This is a genomic window from Chryseobacterium aurantiacum, from assembly GCF_003020585.1.
GTDB lineage: Bacteria > Bacteroidota > Bacteroidia > Flavobacteriales > Weeksellaceae > Chryseobacterium > Chryseobacterium aurantiacum.
This window is the reverse complement of record NZ_PXUE01000001.1, coordinates 1-26,209: the sequence shown is the minus strand read 5'-3', so window position 1 is coordinate 26,209 and position 26,209 is coordinate 1. Positions and strand designations below refer to the sequence as shown.

Annotated in this window: 17 protein-coding genes; 14 read left to right on the top strand and 3 right to left on the bottom strand. The window is 36.6% G+C overall.

Translation table 11 applies throughout. From position 1 onward, the window contains the following. Window positions 1-27: 27 nt before the first annotated feature. From C7D53_RS00085 to C7D53_RS00070, 4 genes are all read left to right on the top strand, one after another. A complete protein-coding gene (locus tag C7D53_RS00085; protein WP_106914414.1) occupies window positions 28-1,251 on the top strand; it encodes a 3-phosphoshikimate 1-carboxyvinyltransferase in 1,224 nt (407 codons plus the stop codon). A gap of 82 nt (window positions 1,252-1,333) precedes the next feature. Further along, window positions 1,334-1,822 carry a hypothetical protein gene (locus C7D53_RS00080; protein WP_106914413.1) on the top strand — a complete coding sequence of 163 codons (489 nt, stop codon included), beginning with the start codon at window positions 1,334-1,336 and terminating at the stop codon, window positions 1,820-1,822. A gap of 15 nt (window positions 1,823-1,837) precedes the next feature. Further along, entirely contained in the window at window positions 1,838-2,521 is a 684-nt protein-coding gene (locus C7D53_RS00075) for a hypothetical protein (RefSeq protein WP_106914412.1), read from the top strand. A 148-nt stretch (window positions 2,522-2,669) separates the two neighbouring features. After that, on the top strand, window positions 2,670-3,668 hold the full coding sequence (locus C7D53_RS00070) for a phosphatidylinositol-specific phospholipase C (RefSeq protein WP_106914411.1): 999 nt from the start codon (window positions 2,670-2,672) through the stop codon (window positions 3,666-3,668). An 80-nt stretch (window positions 3,669-3,748) separates the two neighbouring features. On the opposite strand, the gene C7D53_RS00065 is transcribed toward C7D53_RS00070, so the two are convergent. From C7D53_RS00065 to C7D53_RS00055, 3 genes are all read right to left on the bottom strand, one after another. Continuing rightward, the gene (locus tag C7D53_RS00065) at window positions 3,749-5,575 is read right to left on the bottom strand and encodes an alkaline phosphatase (protein ID WP_106914410.1); all 1,827 of its coding nucleotides are present in this window, start codon (window positions 5,573-5,575) and stop codon (window positions 3,749-3,751) included. A 75-nt stretch (window positions 5,576-5,650) separates the two neighbouring features. Next, the gene (locus tag C7D53_RS00060; RefSeq protein ID WP_106914409.1) at window positions 5,651-7,159 is read right to left on the bottom strand and encodes a RagB/SusD family nutrient uptake outer membrane protein; all 1,509 of its coding nucleotides are present in this window, start codon (window positions 7,157-7,159) and stop codon (window positions 5,651-5,653) included. Between the two features lie 26 nt (window positions 7,160-7,185). After that, the gene (locus C7D53_RS00055; RefSeq protein WP_106914408.1) at window positions 7,186-10,074 is read right to left on the bottom strand and encodes a SusC/RagA family TonB-linked outer membrane protein; all 2,889 of its coding nucleotides are present in this window, start codon (window positions 10,072-10,074) and stop codon (window positions 7,186-7,188) included. A gap of 397 nt (window positions 10,075-10,471) precedes the next feature. Between C7D53_RS00055 and C7D53_RS00050 the strand changes: the two genes are divergently transcribed. The 10 genes from C7D53_RS00050 to C7D53_RS00005 all read left to right on the top strand — a co-directional run bounded on the left by C7D53_RS00050 (window position 10,472) and on the right by C7D53_RS00005 (window position 25,909). Continuing rightward, window positions 10,472-11,260, top strand: a complete 789-nt coding sequence (locus C7D53_RS00050; RefSeq protein ID WP_106914407.1) for an SDR family oxidoreductase — start codon at window positions 10,472-10,474, stop codon at window positions 11,258-11,260. Between the two features lie 132 nt (window positions 11,261-11,392). Further along, window positions 11,393-12,970: an autotransporter assembly complex protein TamA gene (locus tag C7D53_RS00045; protein ID WP_228422124.1), complete on the top strand. Its 1,578-nt coding sequence runs from the start codon at window positions 11,393-11,395 to the stop codon at window positions 12,968-12,970. A 298-nt stretch (window positions 12,971-13,268) separates the two neighbouring features. Beyond that, window positions 13,269-16,427 carry a SusC/RagA family TonB-linked outer membrane protein gene (locus tag C7D53_RS00040; RefSeq protein ID WP_106914405.1) on the top strand — a complete coding sequence of 1,053 codons (3,159 nt, stop codon included), beginning with the start codon at window positions 13,269-13,271 and terminating at the stop codon, window positions 16,425-16,427. A gap of 19 nt (window positions 16,428-16,446) precedes the next feature. After that, window positions 16,447-17,967, top strand: coding sequence for a SusD/RagB family nutrient-binding outer membrane lipoprotein (locus tag C7D53_RS00035; RefSeq protein ID WP_106914404.1), 1,521 nt, complete (start codon window positions 16,447-16,449; stop codon window positions 17,965-17,967). An 82-nt stretch (window positions 17,968-18,049) separates the two neighbouring features. Continuing rightward, window positions 18,050-20,398, top strand: coding sequence for a phosphocholine-specific phospholipase C (locus tag C7D53_RS00030; protein WP_106914403.1), 2,349 nt, complete (start codon window positions 18,050-18,052; stop codon window positions 20,396-20,398). A gap of 185 nt (window positions 20,399-20,583) precedes the next feature. Beyond that, window positions 20,584-21,162, top strand: a complete 579-nt coding sequence (locus C7D53_RS00025; protein ID WP_106914402.1) for a hypothetical protein — start codon at window positions 20,584-20,586, stop codon at window positions 21,160-21,162. Between the two features lie 103 nt (window positions 21,163-21,265). Then, window positions 21,266-22,075, top strand: coding sequence for a WxL protein host-binding domain-containing protein (locus C7D53_RS00020; protein WP_228422123.1), 810 nt, complete (start codon window positions 21,266-21,268; stop codon window positions 22,073-22,075). Then, window positions 22,068-24,803, top strand: coding sequence for a hypothetical protein (locus C7D53_RS00015; RefSeq protein WP_106914401.1), 2,736 nt, complete (start codon window positions 22,068-22,070; stop codon window positions 24,801-24,803). The genes C7D53_RS00020 and C7D53_RS00015 overlap by 8 nt, the downstream gene beginning before the upstream one ends. Then, window positions 24,800-25,330, top strand: coding sequence for a hypothetical protein (locus C7D53_RS00010; RefSeq protein ID WP_106914400.1), 531 nt, complete (start codon window positions 24,800-24,802; stop codon window positions 25,328-25,330). Before C7D53_RS00015 ends, C7D53_RS00010 begins: the two co-directional genes overlap by 4 nt. A gap of 90 nt (window positions 25,331-25,420) precedes the next feature. Beyond that, on the top strand, window positions 25,421-25,909 hold the full coding sequence (locus C7D53_RS00005; RefSeq protein WP_228422122.1) for a hypothetical protein: 489 nt from the start codon (window positions 25,421-25,423) through the stop codon (window positions 25,907-25,909). Window positions 25,910-26,209 lie beyond the last annotated feature (300 nt).

Genomic DNA, 26,209 nt, shown 5'->3' with positions numbered 1-26,209 from the left:
TCCTTACTTCTTAAATCCGAAGAAATAATGAAGCTAGAAAAATCAAAATTAATAGGCAATAAGACAGTACAAATCAGCGGTTCGAAAAGTATTTCGAATCGTTTATTGATTTTGGAAAGTTTATTTAGTAATATTAAAATCGGGAACTTATCCAATTCTCAGGATACCCAATTATTGAAGAAAGCATTATCTGAAAACACAGAGGTGGTGGACATCCACCATGCGGGAACGGCCATGCGTTTTCTCACTTCCTATTATTCAATTCAGGAGGGAAAAACAACTGTACTTACCGGTTCCGGAAGAATGAAAGAAAGACCTATTAAGAATTTAGTGAATGCCTTAGTAGATCTTGGTGTAGAGATTGAATATCTGGAGAACGAGGGTTTTCCTCCTTTAAAAATCACCGGTAAAAAGATCACTCAAACTTCGGTCAATGTTCCTGCTCATATTTCAAGCCAGTTTATTACCTCTCTGCTGCTAATTGCAGGAAAACTTGAAAACGGTCTGGAAATTCATCTTGTAGGTGAAGTAACATCAAGATCTTATATTGAAATGACTCTTGATATTCTGACAAGATTTGGAATTAAAAACAGCTTTGAAGGCAATACTATTAAAGTAGAACCCTTCCATCCTGATACTGAAACTGCAACGGTAAGTTACGAGGTTGAAAGCGACTGGAGTTCGGCTTCTTATTTCTACTCAATCTGTGCATTGGGAAGAGAAACCATTCATCTGAAAAGCTTTTACAAATCATCAACTCAGGGTGATTCTGCGATTGCAAAAATTTACGAAGATTTCTTCGGAATTAAAACAACGTTCTCTGAGGATGAACACAAACTGACACTGGAACCTCAACCTGACTTCTCTTTTCCTGAAAAAATCATTTTGGACATGAATAACTGCCCGGATATTGCCCAAACGCTTTGCGTAACAGCCGCAGCACTACAAATACCTTTTGAAATATCAGGACTGGGAACATTAAGGGTAAAGGAAACCGACAGGCTTCAAGCTTTATATAATGAACTGAAAAAACTGGGTACTGATACCAAAATTACTGATCTAACCATTGATTCTGTAAGTTTTGGGGAACCAGAGGAGCATATTTCGATCCGAACATATCAGGATCATAGAATGGCTATGAGCTTTGCTCCTTTCTGCCTGATTAAGGAACTTAACATTGAGGATGAGAATGTAGTGGAAAAATCTTATCCTATGTTCTGGGAAGACCTTGCCAGTGTAACAGTACAATAATTTAACAATTTGAAAATGTAGTAATTTGAAAATGAGCTGCTAAGTCTTTTTAAATTACTACATTTATAAATAACACCATTTCATGAAAAAGTATTTAATCCTATTTGCTTTAACGTTCCCCCTATCCATTTGGGCGCAGTATCTTCTTCCCAATGAAGAAATTATTTTTTCCTTCGAAACAAAAGCAGGAAAGAAAATGGCATTGGTAAAGGATAAAAAGGATGAATACATTCAATATCGTTTTGGAAGTAAAAATCATGTAGAAATGGAGTTTCCGGCGGAAAGAACAAAAGACAGTTGGAAAAAATTCAAGTACAATTCTTATTTCAGAGGCGGAGGAAAGCAAAATGCAGGAATGGAGCTTAATTATCTTACGTTTACCAATAATGGCTACCAATATCAGCTATTCAGAAGTTACTATGCAGAGGATGAATCCTATTCTACAGGAGTCACTGTAACGGACAGCAAGGGTAAGGAAACTAATATTGCAGGAATCTACAAAACCATAAAAGGCTGTATGTGCCACCTGGAGGAATCCGGATTGATAGAAAAAGAAGATACGGGATTATAATTTCAAGACTATTCTATGAAAAATCTTTTTTTCCTTATTACAATATCATTCAGTACCCTTTCAAATGCACAAAATCTGAAAGATTTTTCAATTCCGAAAGGATACACAAAAATTACGGAGGAGAAAGGAGATCTGGATAAAGATGGAAAAGAGGAAACAGTAATTATACTGGAGACTGATCAAAAAGCTTCAGAAAACAAAGATTATCCCGAGCATAAGGACTTTAAAAGAATTCTATACATTCTGAAACAGGATCATGGAAAACTTAAGATATGGAAAGAAAACTCTATCCTCCTATTTTCTAGCGGAACAGGCTTTTATCCTGAATATAATACTCCTCCAAAAATTTTTATAAAAACTGCTGCTCTTTCAATTACTCAGGAGTTTAATACCAATTCCCGGCATTCTTTAACCTATAAACATACTTTTAGATTTCAGAATGGCGATTTTTACCTGATCGGTGCCCACGAAAATTTTGCAGACACCTGTGAGTTTGATTTTACCTATGAAATCAATTTTTCTACAGGAAAGGTTATTGTTGACAAGGACTTTTCATCTTGTAATGACAATGAAAAGATCCCTGAAGATTTTTATAAAGAGTTTACCCATAAGTTTCAATACCCAATAAAAATGGAAAATTTCAAAATCGGGGAACATAAGTTTAAAATTCCCGGACTGAAAGAAGATTTCATTTTTTAGAAAGCAAATAGGGCGCGATAAATTTCTTGTATTTGATTTTTATCTGCGTTCTTTTTTATTCTCAGCAACTTAATTATCTTTTAAAGTTAAATTAACTCCTCATTGCTTGATATATTATTAATTTTAAATACAATTAAAAATATAAACTATGTTCAAGCACCCCATGAAATATGTAAAAACCTTTACCCTTAGTATGGCTACTGCAGCTGTCTTTTTTTCTTGCTCTGATGGTCTTATAGAAAGAGATTCCAATGAAGCAAGCCCTACTTCCATTGAAAAAGCAAGCTCTAAATTATCTTCTTTAGCTCCTATTGAAATGAACAGCTGGATGTCTGCTCTTCAGGATAATATTTCGATTTCCAGGATTTCAATCCCAGGAACGCATGATTCCGGAGCACGTATAGATGCTCCTGTAGTAACAGGTACTGCAAAAACCCAAAATCTCAGCATCAGTGAACAGCTTAACGCGGGTGTTCGTTTTCTTGATATCCGTTGCAGGCACATTGATAATTCTTTTACCATTCATCATGGCCCTATTTATCAGAACCTCAACTTTGATGATGTACTTAATGCCTGCAATGCATTTTTGGACAGCCATCCATCTGAAACAATCATTATGTCAGTAAAGGAAGAGCATGATGCATCCAATACCACAAGAAGCTTCGAGAAAACTTTTGATTCTTATGTTCAGAAAAATCCATCGAAATGGAATCTGGGAACTAATATTCCTACTCTTGGAGAGATTAGAGGAAAGATCAGATTATTGAGGAGGTTCTCTGCTGAGACAGCAAAAGGAATTAATGCAACGGCATGGGCAGATAATACGACATTTGAAATTAATAACTCAGGGGCGTTGCTTAAAGTTCAGGATTATTATAAGGTGACTAACAATGATGATAAATGGAATGGAGTCTCCAGTCTTTTGAATGAAGCAAAAAACAGTAATAACGATAGACTTTTCATCAACTTTACCAGCGGTTATAAACCAGGAATATTTGGAATCCCGAGCATCCCTACCGTTTCAAACAATATTAATCCAAAGCTTAAAACATTCTTTCAAACAAATACGCACGGATCATTTGGGATTATGCCAATGGACTTTGTGAATGCTGAGCTTTCTGAACTTATTGTTAAAACCAATTTCTAAATTATTATTTGTTAGATATACTCAAAGGCCGTTTCTTTTTTGAAACGGCCTTTCTTTATAAAGAGAAAAAAAATCAAAAGCTATTTCTGAATTCCGTAAGCTGCGAGTATTTTGTTGAAAATTTCGGTGTTTTCAAACATGCCTGTAAATTCCTTTGAATTCGGACCATAGGCAAAAACACTTGACGGAATAGAGGTATGATCATTTGTACTGAAGTTTCCGAATATCCATCCGTCTTTTAAGCTTCCGTCCAAAAGGGTTAAACCACCGGTTTCGTGGTCTCCCACTACAATTACTAATGTTTCTTTGTTTTCATCTGCAAACTTCATGGCTTTCCCCACCACATGATCGAAATCCAGCAATTCAGTAACCAATTGTTCTATATTATTACTGTGCCCGCCGCCATCAGTCTGGGAAGCTTCCACCATCATGAAAAAACCTTTTTTATTATTTTTTAAATCATTTAAGGTAAGATCAAAGGCATCGGCCAGCCAATTTCCTCTTCCATTGGTTACTCTTTGTGAAGCCAGAGGATCAATGATCAGGGTACGATTATTTATTTTCCCAACAGATTTGAGGTTTTGAAATAGATCTATTTTTGCTTCCTTAAGTTTTTGTTCGGTTTCTTTTGTTAATCCACTGGTAGGCCCTCCAATTAAAATTTTGGTTTTTGAGCCTGCAAAATCCTTTAAAATGGGTTCCGAGCTGTTTCTGTTATCTGAGTGTGCATAAAAGTCTGCCGGCGTAGCATCAGTAACATCTCCTGTAGAAATAAGACCAGACACCCATCCTTTAGCTGCAATAATATCAGGAATCTGAGCCAAAGACTTTCCTGTATCATCAACTCCTACAAATGTATTTTTTGTTTTTACTCCTGTTGCAAATGCTGTAGATCCCGGTGCAGAATCAGTTACATAAGCATTGGAAGAATTGGTTTTGGATAAACCGGTTGATTTCATATTAAAGACATTCAACTTTCCTTTGTTTGCTGTAAAAGCAGCATAATATTGAGGCAGGGAAGTTCCATCCGGAATCAAAAGAATCACATTTTTCACCTTTTTACTGATTCCATCTGTTTTATAAGTTGGAGTATAGGTTGCGTACTCCTTTGTATTTTTGTAAAAATTCTTTGGAATGGTATTCATGAATTTTTTAAGATCCGGAATATGATCTGTATTGATGTAATCTACTCCCATATCCATTAGGTTTACCCATGCATTGGGAAAATCGGGAGCTCCATAAAAGCGCATAGGTTTTTGTTGAGCATGGGACTTATCAACAGCTTTTTTTATCTTTTCTGTTTCTTCATCTCTCGGAATACCTTTTCCATTCCATTTTACCAGCCCAGGAAGATCTGCACTGAACATCCCTACCCTTTTCAACTGGTCAGCAGAATAGTTTTTGTCAAGATCTCCATCAAAATAAAGATAGCTGGGATAATTTTTAAAATCCGCAGGCTGGGGCCTACCGCCGGTAATAACAATTTTCACCCCCGAGCTTCCTGTAATTTCAGGGTATTTCTTCAGGGTACTTACCAATGCGTTCAGGGTTGTTTTATAGTCCTGCTTGATGTCGACAAGCAATTGTAGTTTTTTATTAGCATCAGGGTAAATATTCCCTTTGTTCAGCTTTATTTGCTTTGAAATAGGATCCAGATAAAGATTTTCAAGTGTTCTGTCTGCTGAAAGTTCTTTTTCTGTGTGAGCGACCCAAAGTTTGCCTTTCACCAGAAAAACATCTGCTTCAATGGAACCAAATTCAGCATAGTAAGCCTGCCAGAAAGGAATTCCCTGCATATAATCATTGTGAGAATGTGCATTTCCAACATTATAATTCAAATAATTCTGTGCCTGATTTTCGAAAAAAACGGCCAAAGCCAGTAATCCTAATATTTTTGATAATTTCATAAGACGTGTTTAAAAAACTATATCATTACAGAAATTTCTGTAATGATATAGTGAATACTATTTAAGATTAAAATTTTACCAACCTTCGTTCTGTTTAACCACTCCGTGACTATTAACGATTTCGGCCTGTGGAACTGCCCATACGTTATGGATTGCAGGATTGAAGCTTCTTGCTGCCCATACCACTTTTCCGTCTATCCCGTGTAAAGGCTGAGAATACGTTGACTGAGCATCTCCCCAGCGTACAAGATCTCTATGCCTGTCTGCCCATTCACCTGCTAATTCGCAACGTCTTTCGTGCTTCAGATCAGCCATTGTACATCCGGTTTTAGGAGCTAGTCCCGCACGTTTTCTAATGAGGTTGATTTCTGCGTCTGCATTTCCGCCTGACATCAATAAGGCCTCGGCTCTGATCAGAATAACCTCAGCATAACGCATAATAGGAACGGCAAGGTCTGTACAAGGGTAGTCTCCATTGGCACTTACATGGCCACTGCTCAGCGGATATTTAAAAGCATCCATATATTTATTAAACTGATACCCTGTGAGAGAGTTGGAAGACGCATATGTTCTTTCTGTTCCGTTAAAAGTGAATTTATCACCTAATTTAAGAACTGTTGCTCCTCTTCTAAGATCTCCGGATTCATACTCATCATACAATTCTTTGGTCGGCTGAAAATATCCCCATCCGTTATATTCTCCCCAACCTTTATTTTCTAACATGACCCCCGGAAGAATACTTCCCACTGAATTAAATTTGGGGGTACTTGGAATAGACCAGATATATTCTGAGCTGTAATTATTTTCTGCTTTGAAGACATCTGCATAATTATTCAAAAGATTTCTATTTCCCTTTGTCATTACTTCATTTGCCCAATATGCTGCATTTTGCCAATCCTTCATAAACAGGTATACTTTTGATAAAAGCGCCCATGCTGCGGCTTTATGAGGTCTTCCGTAATCTTTAGCAGGAAGTTCTGCCTGGCTTGGTAATAATTCAGCAGCTTTTTTCAGGTCATTGACAATATAATTGTAATTTTCCATCACATTGGATGCTCTTGGAATTGGGTTTGGATCCGGTTCTTTGGTACGATCTATAATAGGAATACCTGCTTTTTCATTTCCATAACTGTAGGCGAGCTCAAAATACATTCTGCTGCTCATAAACAATGCTTCCCCCAAATACTTATTTTTAACGGCCTGTGAAGCCTGAATATTATTAACATTACGGATCACCCGGTTGGCAACTCCAATCACAGTATATCTTTTGTTCCATTGTGTTTCCAGATCTCCTGCCGCGATATAGTTACTGCTAAAGTTCTTCACATTATCCGCCTCACTTTTTGATCTTCCTGTTACCATATCGTCACTGGCATTGATGAACCAGAAAAATCCTCTTCCATAGAATTCACTATCGGAAAGTGGTTTATACATGGCATTGGCTCCGGTAATCAGGTCATTTTCCGTTTTCCAGAAGCTGGCTTCTGTTGGAGTTCCCTCAGGCTGTATATCCAGTTCATTGGTACATGACAACAATGATGCGGATAGCCATGTTAGTACAATTATTGTATTGAAAAATTTCATCTTTTTAAATTTTAAATTTGTTTAGATTAGAACCCTACTTCCAGTCCGAAAATAAATGACCGGGCCTGAGGATATCTTCCGGTATCCACACCATATGTTTCCATGCCTACTTCAGGATCAAAGCCTGTATATTTGGTAATGGTAAAGAGGTTATTGCTCGTTACATATACTCTTATTTTATTTACATCAAGTCTTTTATAAAGCTCCTGTGGCAATGAATATCCAATCGTAAGGTTTTTCAATCTAAAATAAGAGCCATCTTCCACATAGAAATCTGATACTTTGGAGTAATTACCACTTGGGTCACCTTGTACTACTCTAGGAATATTGGTATTGGTATTCTGCGGAGTCCACGCGTTCAGGATATCCCTGTCCATGTTATAGTTCTGCCCTGTTCCACCCGGATTTAATGAAATAAACTTCAATCCATTAAATATTTTGTTTCCATATACTCCCTGAAAGAATAGGTTAAGATCAAAGTTCTTCCATGACATATTGTAAGATAGTCCGTAAGAGAATTTAGGATATGGATTTCCAAGGTTTACAAAATCATTGTTGTTCAATACTCCGGTATTTCCATCTTTTTTCAGGAATTTGATATCTCCCGGTTTAGCATTAGGCTGAATAAGGTTACCGTTGGCATCTTTATAATTATCAATTTCTGCCTGAGTCTGGAAAATCCCGTCTGTTCTGTAACCATAATAAGAATAAAGAGATTCTCCTACTTTTATTCTGGTAGGCTTCAATACTCCCCGAACATTATTACTATTGATAAAGATCTCGTCTACACCGGCCAATTGCTTCGCCGTATTTTTTAGTTGACTGAAAGTAGCGCCTATTGAATAGGTAAAATCGCCTGTGTTTTTGCTGTTATAATTGATTCCTAATTCGAATCCTTTATCCTGAAACAATCCAGCATTCACATATTGATCTATATAACCGGATGTACTTGAAAGATTAACGTTGAAAATCTGGTCTCGTGAATTCTTAACAAAATAATCAAACTGTAAGGAAAGACTGTTTCGCAGGAAAGAAGCATCTACCCCAAAATTGGTTTGCTCAGATTTCCCCCATTTTATATCTGAATTAGGAAATGTTGTAGCATAATAGGCAATATTCTGTGATGGATCCTGTCCAAAAATAATATTATTATCCCTTACCATCAGAGGATTCACTGCCTGATAAGAAACTCCTCCCAGGTTCCCTAGAATTCCGTAGCTTCCTCTTAGTTTCAGATTGGAAAGCCAGGAAATATCGTTCATAAAGTTTTCTTTGGAAACCACCCATCCTCCGGAAATGGAATAATAATTGGCTACCTTATTTTGTTTAGCAACCAGAGAAGTTCCGTCTCTTCTTCCCAGCAAACTGATAATATACTTACCTGCATAGTCATAGTTGGCTCTTGCCAGATAAGATACCAGAGACTGCTGATATTTATAACTGTATAATTCTTTATTGGTATCTGCTGCATTTTGAAGATATCTGAACACCTCTGCTTCACTTCTGAAATCAAAAGCTTTAGCTTTGAAACCATCTTCAGTTGTTTTCTGAAAAGTAAATCCTGCAAGAAAATCAAAATTGTGCTTACCAGTTGTTAGCTTATACGTAAGGAGCTGTTCGGCAAGAGAAGTGGATATGTTGTTAGACTGATATTCCAGACTATTGGTATCAAATATTTTTCCTACCTCCAATACTCTGGGAGTAAATTCTTTAACATTTCCGATCTTAAATGTCTGAGAAAAATTTGAACGGAATTTTAAATCTTTAGCCAAAGTAATTTCTACATAAGGATTGATCAAAATCTCATGGGTAGGGTTTTGAATACTGATCCTTTTAAGATAGGCAACAGGGTTGATCATATCTCCATAACCTCCTGCCACATCAATGGGTAATCCAGAAAAAGCTCCTGTTGGTGTATATACAGGGACATTGGGCGGATAATACATCGCGGCAACCAAAGCTCCCGTATAACCGTTCTTTGTGTTGGCAGTATTTCCCTGGGAATAATTATAATACATATTCTCTCCAAACGTCAGCCAGTCTTTCACTTTATGTTCAGAGTTTACCCTGAAATTATATCTTTTTGCCTGGGTGTTTAATAAAATTCCCTCGAGATTCCTGTGATTCATTCCTACAAAGAATCTGGATTTTTCATTTCCACCGCTTAGGTTTACATTATATTCCTGAATGGTTCCTGTGCGGAAAATTTCTTTCATCCAGTCTGTTCTTGTAATTCCGCCATCAGCATATTTTTCCGAATTGAAAGCTAGTGGAAGACTATTTAGTTTCCCCGCATTAGTATATGCCTGACGCATTACGTCCTGAAATTCTGCAGCATTTAAAGATTCTCTTAACTTCCATGCCTGGTTGATTCCGTATTTAACATCAAAATCAATAGTCAGACTCCCTTTTTTACCTCTTTTTGTGGTAATAAGGATTACCCCTCCGGAAGATCTTGCTCCGTAAATTGCAGCAGAAGCATCCTTAAGCACAGAAATATCCTGAATATCATTAGGATTAATGGCAGGGGTTCCGTTAAAAACTACGCCATCCACAACGTAAAGAGGAGTTTCTCCATTTACCCCTCCCAAACCACGGATATTTACCTTAGGCGAGCCATTAGGATCTCCCCCTTCATTTACCACCGTTACTCCGGCAGCTTTTCCCTGAAGTACCTCTCCAACTCCAGATAAAGATCTTGAACTAAGCTTATCCAGCGAAGCTTCTGCAACAGCACCGGACACTTTACTTTTCTTCTGTGTTCCGTACCCTATAACAACAACCTCATCGATGGTTTTTTCCTTTAAGCTGTCTTTTTTCTGAGATAGGAACATCGGTGAAGCAGATATTGCACCAATAAGTAATACCCTACCCGTTAAATAAGTTACTGAGACAGGGATTTTAAATACATTCATGACATCCTTTTTAATTACATGCAAAATTAGAGCAGCGCATTCCCTCACCTCATTAAGATTCCCTTATGTTTTTATTAAGAAACTTTAACCGTTATCAAAAAAAAATTCTCACAATCGTTAATTAAAACACTGTAAAACAACAACATAAACAAATAAAGTAATCATTCCGTTGATATTCTCTGCATAGATGACATTAACTTTCGTTTAAGTTTATAATCAATTGGAGACAATAAACCTGTTGGGATTAAAAATATTTTCAGATACAATAAGTAACATAGTTCATTATTCTTTTTTTACATTTGCTGAAAATAGATTTTTCATTTGTTCATAGATATCCCAAACCGGCTATAGATGTGCAGGAAAGAAGAATAAAACATTATTAAAATCATACGATTAAATGACCATTATCATTACAGGAACCTCATCAGGGATTGGATTTGCATTAGCTGAATATTTTGGTAAAAAAGGGAACAAAGTATATGGTTTAAGCAGAAAGCATACGGAAAGCCAGTATTTCAAATCGATACCTACGGATGTTACCGACAACACTGCTGTTCAAAACGCCATTGCCGAGGTTCTGAAAACCGAAACCAGAATTGATGTATTGATTAATAATGCAGGAATGGGAATGGTAGGTGCCGTAGAGGATTCTACTAAGGAAGATATTCTAAAACTTTTCAGTCTGAATTTGGCAGGTCCTGTTCAGATGATGAGCGCTGTACTTCCCAAAATGCGTGAAAACAAATTCGGAAAAATCATTAATGTTTCCAGTATCGGAAGTGAAATGGGATTACCATTCCGCGGGTTTTATTCGGCATCAAAATCTGCTCTGGATAAAGTAACTGAGGCGATGAGGTATGAAGTTTACCCTTGGAATATTGAGGTATGTTCTCTTCACCTGGGAGATATTAAAACCAATATTGCAGAAAACAGAGTCATTGCTCAGGTTTCCCAACCCTATAAAAATGTATTTGACAAAGTATATTCTTTGATGAATGCCCATGTGAACGAAGGAACCGAACCTATAGAAGTGGCAGAATACATTGAAAAACTTTTAGGGAAGAATAAATGGAAAGCTCATTATTATTTTGGTAAATTCGGGCAGAAAATAGGAGTTCCATTGAAATGGATTCTTCCGCAGGGAGTTTATGAGAATTTGATGAAGAAGTATAATAAACTGGACTAGTTTCAGTTTTATAAAAAGTTATTTAATAATTACTTTAAACCATTAGGGAGGAGTAAGCTTATTTTAAATTTTAGCAACCCATCTATGGTTTAAATACACTGAGAATTGAAGCTGTTTTTAAAAATATTTTTTGTGCTCTTCTGCGTTTTTATACAAGCGCAGAAAAAGCAGTATTGGCTAATTGATACTGAAACCAAGGTCAGAAAAAAAGTAAAAGATTCTGTTTCTGCGGTAAAATATCTGGATTCTCTGGCTCAAAGTAACTATTTCTTCACCCAGCTAAAAGATGTAAAAATAAAAGGAGACAGCACGGAAATTTTTTATGACAAAGGGAAGAACTTCAATGAAACCTATGTTAACCTTTCCGATTCCATTGTTCAAAAGCTGAAAGTTCAGAAAGATTTTTTTACTAAAAATTTAGACTCAACCAAGAAAAGCATCAATAAAAGCTATATTGATGACGGATATTCCTTCAGTAGAATTAAGTCTAAATATAAGGGACAAAAAAATGGATTTCCGATTGTAGAGCTGGATATCAACAAAAATGATAAAAGAACGATCAATGGTTTCGTCATAAAAGGTTACGATAAGGTTCCCAAACGATTCATCAAAAACCTTGAAAAAGAATTTAAGGGCAAAAACTATGATGACAAAAACTTGCTGGCCATTAATAAGAATTTCCAAAGCCATCCTTTTGTCATGCTTGAAAGACAGCCACAGACTTTATTCACCAAAGATTCTACCAATATTTACCTGTTTTTGGAGAAAAAAAAGACCAATACCTTTGATGGGGTAATTGGTTTTGGAAATGACAAATCTGATAAGTTTACCCTAAACGGTACCATGAACGTGAATTTCAGGAATATGTTCAATGGTTTTGAAGCAGTTAATCTTTACTGGCAGAGAAACCCAGACAAAGGGCAAACCTTTGATCTTCAGGTAGACATCCCTTATCTTTTTAAATCCAATGTGGGGATGAATACCAAGGTGAATATCTACAGACAGGATTCTACCTTTGCCAACGTAAAGTTTCTTCCTGCTTTCTATTATCACATCAACAATCGGAATAAAATTGGTCTTCGAGCGACTCTGGAAACATCCACTATTATTGATTCATTGTATGTTCAGGGAAAGGATTACAACAAAAGAGGAATCGGGATATGGTTTGAAATGACCGAGCCTACCGATATTGATCTTTTTCTTTACAAAACAAGGATCAATGCAGGATATGATTACTTAACAACAACTTATACCAAAGGAAATATTAAATCTACCCAAAACCAGTTTTACTTTTTTGGGGAGCACAATTATCATATTTCCGGGAACCATTTCCTGAATATTAAAGGAGAAGGTGCCATGATGGATTCTAAAATAGAGTTTTCGGCCAACGAATTGTATCGCTTCGGAGGCTGGAATTCCATGCGGGGATTTAATGAAAACTCCCTCGCCGCAGATTTTTATTATTACGGAAGCTTAGAATATCGGTACCTCATTGGCAATCAAGCTTTCTTTGACCTCTTTGGGCAATATGGACAACTCAATAATAAATCATTGAATGTAAAACCCAAGCTCTACAGCGTTGGGCTAGGTTTCAATTTCTTTATCCCCATCGGGCTGATGAGTTTTCAGCTGTCAAATGGTAATGAATTCGGGAACCCATTCAAATTCAATGACATCAAGATCCATTGGGGTATTTTGAGTAGATTTTAAATTGTCTAAATATTTTTCAACCACAAAAGTTATTTTAAATATTGGATTTTCATCTTATATCAACTTTTTTTGTTGTCTTATTTTAGATTTCCTAAAACTTTAAAACATTGGTATAACAATACTTTTGTGACCTTTGTGGTTCAACTTATAATAAAGCAAAAATCCTTACACAAAAGCTCTTTTTCACTTTACCCTTTTGTTAATTATTTCTGTTAAAAAATGTATAAATCGTATTTTTATTTTAATATGATCGTAAAGTATAGGTAATAATGCCCGGCTAAATTTGCATTCAAAAAAAATGAAGAAAGCTTTAGCTACATTTGCAGTTTTTTTACTTCCCTTATATATTACGGCTCAGGAAATTAACATTTCTGGAAATGTAAAATCTGAAAACGGCACCAGTGTATCGGGTGTAAATATCACCGATAAAAACACAGGAAAGACCGCCATGACTGATGAAAATGGTAATTTCACCATTTCAGCTAATCCCAAAGATATTCTCGAATTCTTTTCACCTGACTTTTCTGTTTACACCGTGGAAGTTTCCTCAAAAAAGGAATATTCGGTTGTTTTAAAGAAAACCAATGAAAAGCAGATTGAAGGAGTTGTCATCACTGCCTTGGGGATTGCTAAAAAGAAAGAAAAGATAGGATATTCTACGCAAGAAGTAGGAACCAAGCAGTTTGAGACCATTACAACTCCAAGCATCGGGAATCTCTTCTCTGGACAGGTAGCCGGTCTTAATGTTTCCAATCCAACGGGGATGCAACAGGCTCCCCAATTTACATTGAGAGGAAATTCCAATTTGGTTTTTGTAATTGACGGTGTAATTGTGGAAAAGGAAGTTTTTCAAAATCTGGATCCCAACAATATAGAGAATGTCAACGTACTGAAAGGAGCTCCGGCTTCTGCTTTATATGGTTCAAGAGGGAGATACGGAGCTATTCTGATTACCACAAAAAGTGCTAAAAAGAAAGGGTTTTCTGTAGAATTTTCTCAAAATACCATGATTACAGGGGGATTTACTAATCTTCCAAAGACCCAGACAGAATATGGTAACGGATCTCATGGAAAATATGAATTCTGGGACGGTGCTGATGGCGGGGTGAATGATGGAGATATGATCTGGGGACCAAAGTTTGTTCCGGGATTGCAGATTGCCCAATGGAACAGCCCTATCAGAGATAAAGTAACAGGACAAATCACGCCTTGGTATGGAGCTGTTACAGGAACTCAGTATAATGATAAATCAAGATACGAAAGGGTTCCGATTGACTGGAAGTATCATAATAACTTAGATACATTTTTAAAGCCTGCGGTTATCAATAACAATAATTTTGCGATCAGCTACAGGAATAATAAGGATATATACAGGCTTTCCGGGAACTTCATGAATTATGATGACAGGGTTCCTAATTCTTATCTCCAGAAATACGGGATTAATTTCTCCTCTGAAAATCATTTGGGAGACAAGCTTATATTGGATACAAAATTTAACTTTAATCAGGCCTTTACACCCAATGTTCCAAATTATGATTACAACCCTAGCGGACACATGTACACAATACTGATCTGGATGGGTGGTGATGTGGACGGAAATGCACTGAGAAATCATATGTGGGTTCCCGGAAAAGAAGGTACTTCACAAGCCAACTGGAACTATGCATGGTACAATAACCCCTGGTTTGGAGCTGAATATTATAAAAACCAAAACAGAACCAATATCATCAATGCACAGGCCGGATTGGAATACAAGGCAACTCAGGATTTTTCTATAAAAGGTAAAGCTTCCATTGTAGAAAATCATAGCAAGACGGAAACTTTCAGCCCTTATTCTTACTTCAATTATAATGCGCCAAGAAGTGGAGGGTATATATTGAAAGATCTAAAAACCTGGAATCTTAACTACGATGTATTGGCTACGTACAAGAAAAAGATTTCTGAAAATTTTGACTTTACCATCAATGCCGGAGGTTCCACATTCTACTACAAAAACAACAATAATGAAACCTCTACAGATGGTTTAAGGATTCCTGAAGTGTATACAATGGAAAATTCCATAGGAGCCATCAAAAAATATTCTTATCTAAAAGAAAAGCTGATCTACAGTGCCTATTCTACTATTGATATTGGGTTGTACAATGCTTTTTTCATCAATATTTCCGGACGTAATGACTGGTCTTCCACATTACCTAAGGCCAACAGATCTTATTTTTATCCATCTGCTTCCATAAGTGCTGTAATTTCCAATCTGGTAAAGCTTCCGGAATCTATCAATATGCTAAAACTTTCTGCTTCATGGGCAAAAGTGGCTTATGACTTCCAGCCTTACTCAATCAGAAATTATTATTTGAATAATAAAGGAATTACTTTCAATGGAAACCCAACCTACCTTTATCCAACAATTCTGAATATAGAAAACTCTTTAAAACCTGAGCAGACAAAATCTTATGAACTAGGATTAAGTGCAGGCTTCCTCAAAAACAGAATTACCTTAGATGCAACTTACTTCAGAACTTTGGATTACAACAACATTCTTGAATTTCCGAGTGCTGAGTCATCCGGATTCATTTCCCAGTATGTAAACGGAAATGAGTATACAACAAAAGGATTCGAGGTTTCCTTGGGACTTGTTCCTGTAAAAACATCTGATTTTACTTGGAAAACTCTAATCAACTGGAGTACATATGAACAAAAGCTGACTTCCATTTATGATAATATGCCTAACTATAATAATATCAAGTTAGGTGAAAGAATGGACAGCTACTATGACTACACCTGGCAAAAATCTCCGGACGGAAAAGTAATTCTGGATGCTAAATCGGGAATGCCAACCAGAGCAAATACACCAAGCAATCTGGGACATTTCAATCCGGACTGGACATTTGGCTTTAACAACAGCTTCAAGTATAAGAAACTATCTCTAAATATTGGGATCGATGGAAGCATTGGTGGCGTGATGAGATCTCAGGTGGTTGAAAAAATGTGGTGGGGAGGAAAACATCCTAATTCTGTTGCTTACAGGGATCTTGAATACGCTAAACCGGGAAGTTATTATTTCGTACCGGATGGGGTAAACTACAACCCTGCTACAGGGCTTTATACTCCGCATACAACAGCCATCAGCTTCCAGGACTGGGCCCAGAACTATCCTTACCAAGCAAGAGTAACTCAGGATGAAAGTGAAGAATTTGCGAATGTTTTCGACAGAACATTCATCAAGCTAAGGTCTGTAGTATTAGAATATGATTTCTCTTCTTTATTGAATCCAAGGGGAATGATCAAGGGCTTCACTGCCAACATTTCTGCCTACAACCTAGCTATGTGGAAAAAATCCAAGAACCTTTATTCTGATCCTGACTTCCAAATCAGATCAGGAAGAACGGGTGACATCACAAATGATATTCAGGATCCATCAAGCAGATGGTTTGGAATAGGATTCAATCTTAAGTTTTAATTAAAAGTACGTCAATACAATGAAAAATAATATCAATGTGATCACTAGAGCAAGACAAACTGCAAAGTGGCTCAACATAAAATCTATCCTTATTGCAGGAGCATTAGCATTAACTTCGTGCGAATCCAGCCTGGATACTATTAATGAAAATCCAAATGATCCGGCCAGTATTGATCCAAAATATCTTCTAACCTATATTTCAAAATATACTTTTCAGGTAGATAGTGATAATATGTATGCTTCCAGAATGATGATTGGTACAGATGGAGAGAATAAATATCAGTACATGAAATGGAATGATACTTCTTTCGAGGTTTATACCAAAGGGCTTTTGAATACAGGAAAAATGATGCAGGAAGCAGAGAAGATCAATAATAAAAATTATATCGCCATTGGAAAATTTTACAGGGCCTATCATTTTTTTAATATAAGCTTAAGAGTAGGGAGTGCTCCTTATTCTGAAGCAGCCAAAGGTGAATCCGGAATTACACAGCCAAAATATGACACTCAGGACGCTATCATGTCCGGAATTTTATCAGAATTAAAAGAGGCCAATGATCTGATCAATACCAATGATAAAATTGAGGGCGATATTGTTTTCAGCGGAGATGCTTTAAAATGGAAAAAACTGATCAATTCTTTCCGATTGAAAATACTGATGACCTTATCTAAAAAAACTACGGTTGGAAGCTACAACATTGCAACAGAATTTGCAGCCATTGCAGGAAGCCAGCCTTTAATGACTTCTATTTCTGACAACGGAGAACTTAAGTTTGCTGATACTGCAGACAGCAGATACAGCATGTTCAACAACAGTGGATATGGATCTAGTTTATATATGGCCGATTATTTCATTAATCTGTTTAAAGACAGACATGATCCCCGATTATTCACATTTGCAGCCCAAACTACAGGAGCTAAGGAAGCAGGAAAAGCCATTACAGATTTTACAGGATATAATGGAGGAAACCCTACATCTCCTTATTCTGATAACGCCGCTTTAATCACTGCAAAAAATATCTCTAAGGTAAACGATCGTTTTTACAAAGATGCTACCAACGAGCCCTCGTCAGTACTAAGCTATTCAGAATTAGAATTTATTTTAGCAGAAGCCTCTGCCAGAGGATGGATCTCAGGATCAGCAAAAACGCACTATGACAATGCAATCAAGGCCAGTTTTACTTTCTATCAGACGTATGTAAAAAATCCAGGACAGTATTTCTCAGGTTTTGATGTAAACCAATACCTTATCACTCCTTTGGTCGTTTATAATAATTCTGCACCATTAGAAACCCAGGTGGAAAAAATCATCACTCAAAAGTACATGACCATGTTCCATCAGGCACAATGGACTTCCTATTATGATTATTTAAGAACAGGATATCCAAACTATCCTTTAAAGGCAGGCGTTCCGGCACCATTCAGATTCAGATATCCTCAATCCGAATATAGCTATAACAATGCAAATTTAAAGGCAGCCCTTACTTCTCAGTATGGAGGGAATGATAACATTAACTCTAAACCTTGGTGGTTACAGTAGAAATCTGATATATTTTATACAAAACAAAGAAATCGCAGGAAAATCCTATTAACTTGCGGTTTCTTTCTTATTACGACTGAACATGGACAGAAGAGAATTTTTAGAAAAATCAAGTATTTTATTAGCCGGATTAGGAACTTCAGGTGTTCTTCATCCTGCAATTTTAAAGGCCTTAGCTATTGATCCGGCCGCACAATCTACTTTTTATGATGCTGAGCATGTAGTTATCCTAATGCAGGAAAACCGCTCATTTGATCATGCCTTTGGTGCTTTAAAAGGAGTAAGAGGTTTTTTAGATAAAAGAGCTTTTGTAAAACAGGATGGGCATTCTGTGTTCTTTCAAAAGGAAAATAGCGGAAAATATGCTTCCCCGGCTCGCCTGGATCTTAGAAATACTAAATCTACATGGATGAGCTCACTTCCTCATTCCTGGGAAAACCAGCAACACGCATTGAATAAAGGAAAATATGACCAATGGCTTCAGGCAAAAGCTTCAGGAAATAAGGATTATAAAAATATTCCCCTTACTCTAGGCTATTACAACCGCGAAGATCTTCCTTTTTATTATCAAATGGCAGATGCCTTTACCATATTTGATCAATATTTCTGTTCTTCACTTACGGGGACTACTCCTAACAGATTATTTCTTTGGTCCGGAACCTTAAGAGAACAGCAAAACGGTAAATCAAAAGCCAATGTTGTGAATGATGACATTGATTATGATAAAGCCAGACAGGCAAAATGGAAGAGTTTTCCTGAAATTTTAGAGGAAAAAAATGTATCATGGCGCATTTATCAGAATGAAATCAGCCTGCCAAAAGGAATGTCCGGAGAGCAGGAAGCATGGCTGAGCAACTTTACAGATAACCCGATTGAATGGTTTTCAAAATATAATGTAAAATTTTCAAAGGGGTATTACGAGAATATTCCCAAAATGATCGCTTCCCTGAAACAGGAAATCATAAAAAACCCTAGCCGAAAAGAAAGACTGGAAGCGCTCATTACTGAACTACAGGAAGATCAGGTAACATATCATCCTGATAATTATTCAAAATTATCACAACTGGAGAAAAATCTCCACGAAAAGGCGTTCACAACCAATTCAAATGATCCCGATTATCATCATCTGGAAATTGGTAAAGATGAAAACGGAGAAAGGCTGGTGGTTCCGAAAGGAGATGTATTGTTTCAGTTCCGTAAGGATGTGGAAGAGAAAAAACTTCCTTTGGTTTCCTGGCTGGTAGCCCCTGAACATTTCTCGGATCATCCTGGTTCTCCTTGGTATGGAGCATGGTATATTTCTGAGGTTTTAAATATTCTGACCAAGGACCCTGAAACCTGGAAAAAAACAATTTTTATTATCAATTATGATGAAAATGATGGCTATTTTGACCATGTAATCCCTTTTGCCCCACCATTAAACCCGAGCCAACCCGTTGATATGAATGGAAAAGAAGGGGTTGAATACGTTGACAAGTCTCAGGAATATATGTCCGATCCTACATTAAAGGATTATGAAAAAGCAGAAGGAACCGTTGGCCTTGGTTACAGGGTTCCAATGATTATTGCTTCTCCGTGGACCAAGGGAGGTTTTGTTAACTCTGAAGTTTCGGATCATACCTCTGTGCTGCAGTTTCTTGAAAAATTTATCATGAAGAAGTTTAATAAAAATGTTCATGTAGATACTATCAGTGAGTGGAGAAGAGCTATTTGCGGAGATCTGACTTCTGCTTTCAACCTACCCAATGCCAAAGCTCCAAAAATGGATTATCTGGATCAAAAGGATTTTGCTAAAACCATTAATGCTGCCAAAAACAAGCCTGTTCCTCAACTGAAATGGTATTCTGAAAATGAACTGAATAACAGTCTTCTTGATATTCAGGAAAAGGGAATGAAACCCTCCAATCCACTTCCCTATGATTTTTATGTGAATTTAAGTGGAGATAAGATCACGATGACCAATGTAAAGGAAAATGGAGTTCCTCTTCATCTTTATGACAGAACCCAATTGAATAGTAATAATTATTATTTTTCCTATGCATTATATTCAAAGCAGGAATTATCACACCCTGTGATACAATCCGGAACATATGATTACGAAGTGTTTGGGCCTAATGGCTTTTTCCGAAAATTCAAGGGATCCAAAAAACCAGAGGTTGAGGTGATTCTTATTAATAACAGTTCAAAAAGTCAGATTGAATTAGTTTTTAAAAACCATAAAGAAAGCAATGTCAATCTAACTCTGGAAAACGGGTATGAAAAAAGTAAAAAAATGATATCTACAAAAAAGCCTGAGGATAAAATAATTATTGATCTTAGCAAATACAAGGGCTGGTATGATCTTAAAATAACCCTTGAAAATCACATATGGCATTTTGCAGGCAGAATAGAAACGGGTAAAGTTTCTGTTTCGGATCCTCATTGGGCATAGGAGTTATTTCAATTAAGACCATAGATCCTGTACGTACTGTACAGGATTTTTTTATTTTCAAACATAAAATAATTCACAATTATATTGCGTTAAAAAGGTCAAATATTTAACAATATAAAAATTATAATATATTTTTTTTATAATATATCGAATTTCATTATATTCACTTAACTAATTATAGCATCATGAAAAAATTAAACTTAACGATTGCAATGTCCCTATTTGCAGTTGCTGTATCCACTAATTTAAGTGCACAGGATACTAATACAGACAACCATACAGTCACAATTTCTATCCCTGAAGTTGCTTTGGTAGATATTGAACCCGCTGCCACAAAAAATATTACTCTTGGATTTACAGCTCCTACAGAGGCAGGTAATCCTATTATTCCGGCTACGGCTAACACAACTCTATGGCTTAATTATTCTTCCATCAAATCTGTTGCAGATCCCACCCGTAATGTAAGTGTAAAAATGAACGCTATCATTCCCGGAGTTGATCTTCACGTAACTGCCGCTGCAGCTACAGGATCTGGTGCAGGTACATTAGGAACGTCTGCAGGTCTGTTGACTTTAAGTGCTGCCGACCAGACTATTATTTCAGGTATTGGGAGTGCTTATACAGGAAATGGTGCCAACAATGGACACAACCTTACGTACGCTCTTGCTGCAGGAAGCGGCCCTGGAGGGGTAGCAGCTTATGCAGATTTACAGGCAACAGCCACTACAGTAGCTACCGTTACGTATACAATATCAGATAATTAGAATTTAAATAAAATTCTTTTCTGAATTCAAAAACAAGAAGAAGCTGATATTCAGTTTCTTCCTGGTTTTGTATTATTAATGATTAAACTCCAAACTTTATATAATGATGATGATGATAAAGCGTATTCTTCTTTTGATCACCGTGATTTTGCAGTTCAGCTTTTTACATGCCGGCATTGTGGTTCTCAACGGGCTTACGCATTCTTACAAAATTGAAACAGGAAAAGTCTACAAAGGAAAAGTTGCCATTGAAAATACAAGCAAAACTCCCCAAACTGTAAAATTGTTTTTACAGGATTTCACCTACCAGGCTGACGGAACAATCAATTATACAACGCTGAATACCAACAAACGTACTAACGGAGAATGGGTTAAACTTAATACCAACCTGATTACGCTTAAAGGTAATGAAAAAACAGAGGTGTTTTATGAAATTACTGTTCCTAATCAGGCAATGGATCCTGGAAGCTACTGGAGTGTAATTATTGTAGAACCTGTGGAAGACATTAAGCCTAGTGATAATAAGCAAGGAGTGAATATTACTTCTGTTATACGTTATGCAATACAGGTTATTACCGATTTCGAAACAGAAAAAGCCAAGCCAATTCTTAAGTTTGAAAGCGTAAAAATAGAAAAGCAAGAGGGAAAGCAAACTCTAATGATTGCCATAGCCAACAATGGTAATCTTTATTGTAAACCCACCACATCCATTGAAATCTATAATCGTAAAACCGGTGAAAAGTTAGGTACTTATTCAAGTTTAACAATGGGATTGCTGCCCAATACTTCCAAAACATTTTATATTGATATCAGTAAAGTACCTCCAGAAAAATATAAAGCATCAATAATAGCAACTGATGAAGAGGAGAACGCATTTGCTCTCAATGTGGAACTAGAAGTAAAAAATGATTAGAACTTGGACTTTCTTTATTATTCTATCATTATTCCCGATATTTATTTTTTCTCAACAACAATCTAACCGATTGATTAGTAAAAAAGATAGTTTATTACCGGGAATGTCTACTTCTATCCCATTCACATTAGAAAATAATTCAGCTGAAAACAGAACTTATGATATTTCAGTGAGTACCTCAAATCCACAGATTCTACCCATTTTAACAAAAGGAGAATTCCAAATTGCCCCTCACGAAACATCAGTATATCTGGTTCCTCTGCGTATTGCAACAGAAACAAGCCAAGGTACCTATACTGTAACATTGAATATTACAGACAGAAACAATGGAATTTCCTTTACAAAAATTTCAAAGGTTACTGTTTCCGGAAATCGAAATATTTCTCTCACGGCTTTGAATTCACCGGAATTTGTAAAAGCCGGCGAAACCATTAAAGCTAATTTTCTCATTAAAAATAATGGAAACATTCCGGAAAAACTTATCCTGGAAAGTAAGAATGCCATCATAGATCAGGATTCGGAAATTTTCTTATCTCCAGGAGAAACAAAGCAAATATTAATCTCCCGAAAAACCGACCCTCAATTAGGGAAAAACGAGTTTCAAAACCTTAACTTAACTGTTTATTCTTCGGATGATCCAAAGGAAAGTGAAACGGCCTATGCAAGTGTAAAGGTAATATCTATCCAACCGTCTGAGGATGACATCTACCATAGATTACCTGTTTCAGCTTCATTGGCATTCATAGGAATGAGAAACAGAGGAGATTATAATGACGGTTTTCAAGGTGAAATTTACGGTAAAGGAAGTCTGGATAAAAACAATAAAGGACAAATAGAATTTCATGTTGCCACTAAAAACCCAGTCGAATACAGTTCTTTTACTCAATATGAAGAATATTTTGTAAACTACAAGAGAGATCATTTTCTTATCCATTTAGGTGACAAAACCTATTCTTCATCTTTTCTGACTGAATATTCAAGGTATGGACGTGGAGCGGAGGTGCGATTTGATATAAATAAAGTAAGTATTGGTGGTTTTTATAATCATCCAAGATTTTTTCGAGATATCAAAGATGAGTTTAATGTCTATTCAAAATTTAAAATAAAAAAGGAATCAGAAATCACAGCTGGATATTTATACAAAATACCAAGAAAGGAGGAAAATGTCTTTGCCATTTCAAGATTAGATTCCAATGCACACTTGCCTTACCTAACAGGAAAATTCCAGATATCTAAAAACCTGAATCTTTTAGGGGAGGTATCCTATAGTAAAACCAATAAAACGGAGGGAACTGCCTATATGATTCAGGCGCAGGCTAATTTTGAAAGATTAAATGGAAATGTGATGTATATGAGATCCAGCCCTGAATTTGCAGGATATTTTACCAATACAAGTACATTTAACGGAGGACTTCAATATAGGATTTCAAAGAGACTTAATATTACTGCCAACTTTGTTCAGGATGCTAAAAACTTTGAAAGAGATACCTTACTGCTTGCTGCTCCGTATAGAAAATTTTTGCAATATGGTATTCAGTATTCCTACACGAGTAAAGGTACTGTTATGCTTTATAGCGGTTATCAAAAGTATCAGGACCGTTTGGAGCCCAAGCAGTTTGACTATGATGAGCGTTTTTACAGATTGGCCATCAATCAAAAAATTGGAAATTTTCAGATCAACGTGGAAGGTCAGCTGGGAAAAACAGATAATTATCTGACTGGATTTTCAGGAACTTCCAGATTATATACGGCCAATATTGGATTTGAAAAGTTTAAAACATCATTCAATTTATATGGAAGCTATGCCGTGACTTCAAGATATCAACTGAAAAATCAAAGGCAAGTCTATTATGGTGCAAACATTATAAGTCATTTTTCACCAAAAACATATCTTAGTTTCCTTTATCAGAATAACTATATGCCGGAGTATTATTTCAAGGATAGAAATCTTCTTGAGCTTCTTTTTCATCAACAGCTTTTCCCTGGACATGAGTTTGATATATCCGGACGTTACACCCTCCAAAGAGGTGATCTTGCCAATAAGGACTTTATATTCTCACTGCGCTATACATTGCGTTTAAATGTCCCTGTACAGAAAATTGCGGAGTATACTACATTATCAGGAAACATCGGTAATATGGGCGTGAAGAAAATATCAGAAGTAAAGCTCATGCTCGGAAGCCACCTTACCATAACTGATAAGGATGGAAACTTCATCTTTAAAAATATTACACCTGGTGATTATTATCTTGAAATGGACCGGTCAACTACCGAAATCAATGATATCCCAACGGTAGCATTGCCCGCATCAGTTTCGCTTCATCATAAGGAAAATATCTTTAACTTCGGCCTGACTAGAGCAGCTAAGATACAGGGACATATCCAATTTACAGAACCTGTAGAAAATGATCAGATTAATTCTATTCAAAAAAGAAAAAAGGAAAGCATTATTATAGAGGCTATAAGTGGTGAACAAACCTATCGTAAAATTTGTTTTATAGGAGAGGATTTTGATTTTACTTATCTCCGCCCTGGAGATTGGACAGTGAAAATTTATAGAAATGGTTTAGACAAGCGGTATAAAATTTCAACCAATCAGTTTCAGTTTACTCTAAAGCCGGAAGAAATAAAAAAATTAAATATCAATATTGTAAAACAGCAAACTGAAATTAAATATCAGCAGGAAACTTTAAAAGTAGGATATAATGAAATAAAAAAACAGAAATGATGTTGATCCGCTCCATACTATTAATAACATATCTTCTCTTATCTGGACTACTATATTCCCAGACCACTCCGTCTATAACATTACCCGTTGTTACTTTAATGGATATTGAACCTTCAGGAAATATTAGCCTAAGCTTCACAGCGCCCACAGAAGCGGGAAGAGCTCTTGTTAATCCAACACCCAATACCACAAAATGGATTAATTATACATCAGCTATTGCCCCATCAGGAGCTACCAGAAGAATTACCGCAGCAGTAACCGTTAATCCACTCGTTCCTGGAGTTAATATAAGGTTGCAAGCCGCAGCAGCTTCAGGAGCAGGAGGTGGAACTTTAGGATCTTCCTCAGGGCAGGTAACCCTTACTACTACGCCTATAACAATCATCAGTGGTATAGGAGGTGCTTATACCGGAAACGGAGTCAATAATGGGCATAATATCACCATTTCTCTGGTTCCCGGCTCTTATAATAATATAACAGCCCAAACCAATACAGTAGTTACCATTACTTACACCATTACAGAATAAATTTGAAATATGAAGATCAATAGTCGCTTTCTCAAAAAAATACTCCTAAAAAAACATCTATACATTATTCCTTTAATAATGAGTAGTTGCATGGAAGCGCAAACATTAAATATTAGTGGAAGTAACTGGGTCGTAAGTGTCCCTGCTATTACCGAAGCAGGGACCAATTATGCAGGGACCTACCAAAGCAGTGATACTTTATTAACACTTTCTGGGTTATTACCCGGATCATTTCTAAATCTGCTTTCCGGTGGAGCTGCTAAGATCAGCATGCACTATATTCCTACTGCCTGGAATAACTCATTGCGTCTTTATGCAAAAAGAAGCGGTGGAAGTACAAGTATAGGCGGAGTCTGTGTTCTTTGTAGTGCTACCATCAATGGAGGAACTACCTATATAGAAATTCCTCAAGGAGTAGATGCAACATTTTTAACCATTAATTTCGCCGGAGTTCTAGGACTTGGCAATAGTGTATCTTTTTCGGGCATTAATACCCAGCTGCAAATAAGCGGAGTTTCCGTAGTAATTCCTGCTACAAGCTATAATGCCAAATTAGTTTTCACCATAGGCCCTAACTAAAATTACTCTAGTGAGTTTTCATAACATCTCATTCAAAAGAAATTCGATTTAGCCCTCATTGCTGTAGGAATTCAATATGGTAAGTTATGGGATGACAATCAATAAGCTGTCCAACCACTATTTAGAAAAGATGTATTATCAGGAGCCTAATCCCGCTATCCACTCATACTCCTTGCGCCATGGCTTCCAACAGCCTCGTCCTTGTGGGCCTTTTCCCTGCTGCGGGGTAACCGCTGCTATCGGGGCTAGTGACAGGCAGTGAATATAATGATAATGATGGGCCTTGGATGTTGCCTTCCC

Excerpts from the sequence above, each read along its gene's own strand:
- C7D53_RS00085 (WP_106914414.1), top strand. The coding sequence starts at position 28 with ATGAAGCTAGAAAAATCAAAATTAATAGGCAATAAGACAGTACAAATC.
- C7D53_RS00080 (WP_106914413.1), top strand. The coding sequence starts at position 1,334 with ATGAAAAAGTATTTAATCCTATTTGCTTTAACGTTCCCCCTATCCATT.
- C7D53_RS00075 (WP_106914412.1), top strand. The coding sequence starts at position 1,838 with ATGAAAAATCTTTTTTTCCTTATTACAATATCATTCAGTACCCTTTCA.
- C7D53_RS00070 (WP_106914411.1), top strand. The coding sequence starts at position 2,670 with ATGTTCAAGCACCCCATGAAATATGTAAAAACCTTTACCCTTAGTATG.
- C7D53_RS00065 (WP_106914410.1), bottom strand. The coding sequence starts at position 5,575 with ATGAAATTATCAAAAATATTAGGATTACTGGCTTTGGCCGTTTTTTTC.
- C7D53_RS00060 (WP_106914409.1), bottom strand. The coding sequence starts at position 7,159 with ATGAAATTTTTCAATACAATAATTGTACTAACATGGCTATCCGCATCA.
- C7D53_RS00055 (WP_106914408.1), bottom strand. The coding sequence starts at position 10,074 with ATGAATGTATTTAAAATCCCTGTCTCAGTAACTTATTTAACGGGTAGG.
- C7D53_RS00050 (WP_106914407.1), top strand. The coding sequence starts at position 10,472 with ATGACCATTATCATTACAGGAACCTCATCAGGGATTGGATTTGCATTA.
- C7D53_RS00040 (WP_106914405.1), top strand. The coding sequence starts at position 13,269 with ATGAAGAAAGCTTTAGCTACATTTGCAGTTTTTTTACTTCCCTTATAT.
- C7D53_RS00035 (WP_106914404.1), top strand. The coding sequence starts at position 16,447 with ATGAAAAATAATATCAATGTGATCACTAGAGCAAGACAAACTGCAAAG.
- C7D53_RS00030 (WP_106914403.1), top strand. The coding sequence starts at position 18,050 with ATGGACAGAAGAGAATTTTTAGAAAAATCAAGTATTTTATTAGCCGGA.
- C7D53_RS00025 (WP_106914402.1), top strand. The coding sequence starts at position 20,584 with ATGAAAAAATTAAACTTAACGATTGCAATGTCCCTATTTGCAGTTGCT.
- C7D53_RS00020 (WP_228422123.1), top strand. The coding sequence starts at position 21,266 with ATGATGATGATGATAAAGCGTATTCTTCTTTTGATCACCGTGATTTTG.
- C7D53_RS00015 (WP_106914401.1), top strand. The coding sequence starts at position 22,068 with ATGATTAGAACTTGGACTTTCTTTATTATTCTATCATTATTCCCGATA.
- C7D53_RS00010 (WP_106914400.1), top strand. The coding sequence starts at position 24,800 with ATGATGTTGATCCGCTCCATACTATTAATAACATATCTTCTCTTATCT.
- C7D53_RS00005 (WP_228422122.1), top strand. The coding sequence starts at position 25,421 with ATGGAAGCGCAAACATTAAATATTAGTGGAAGTAACTGGGTCGTAAGT.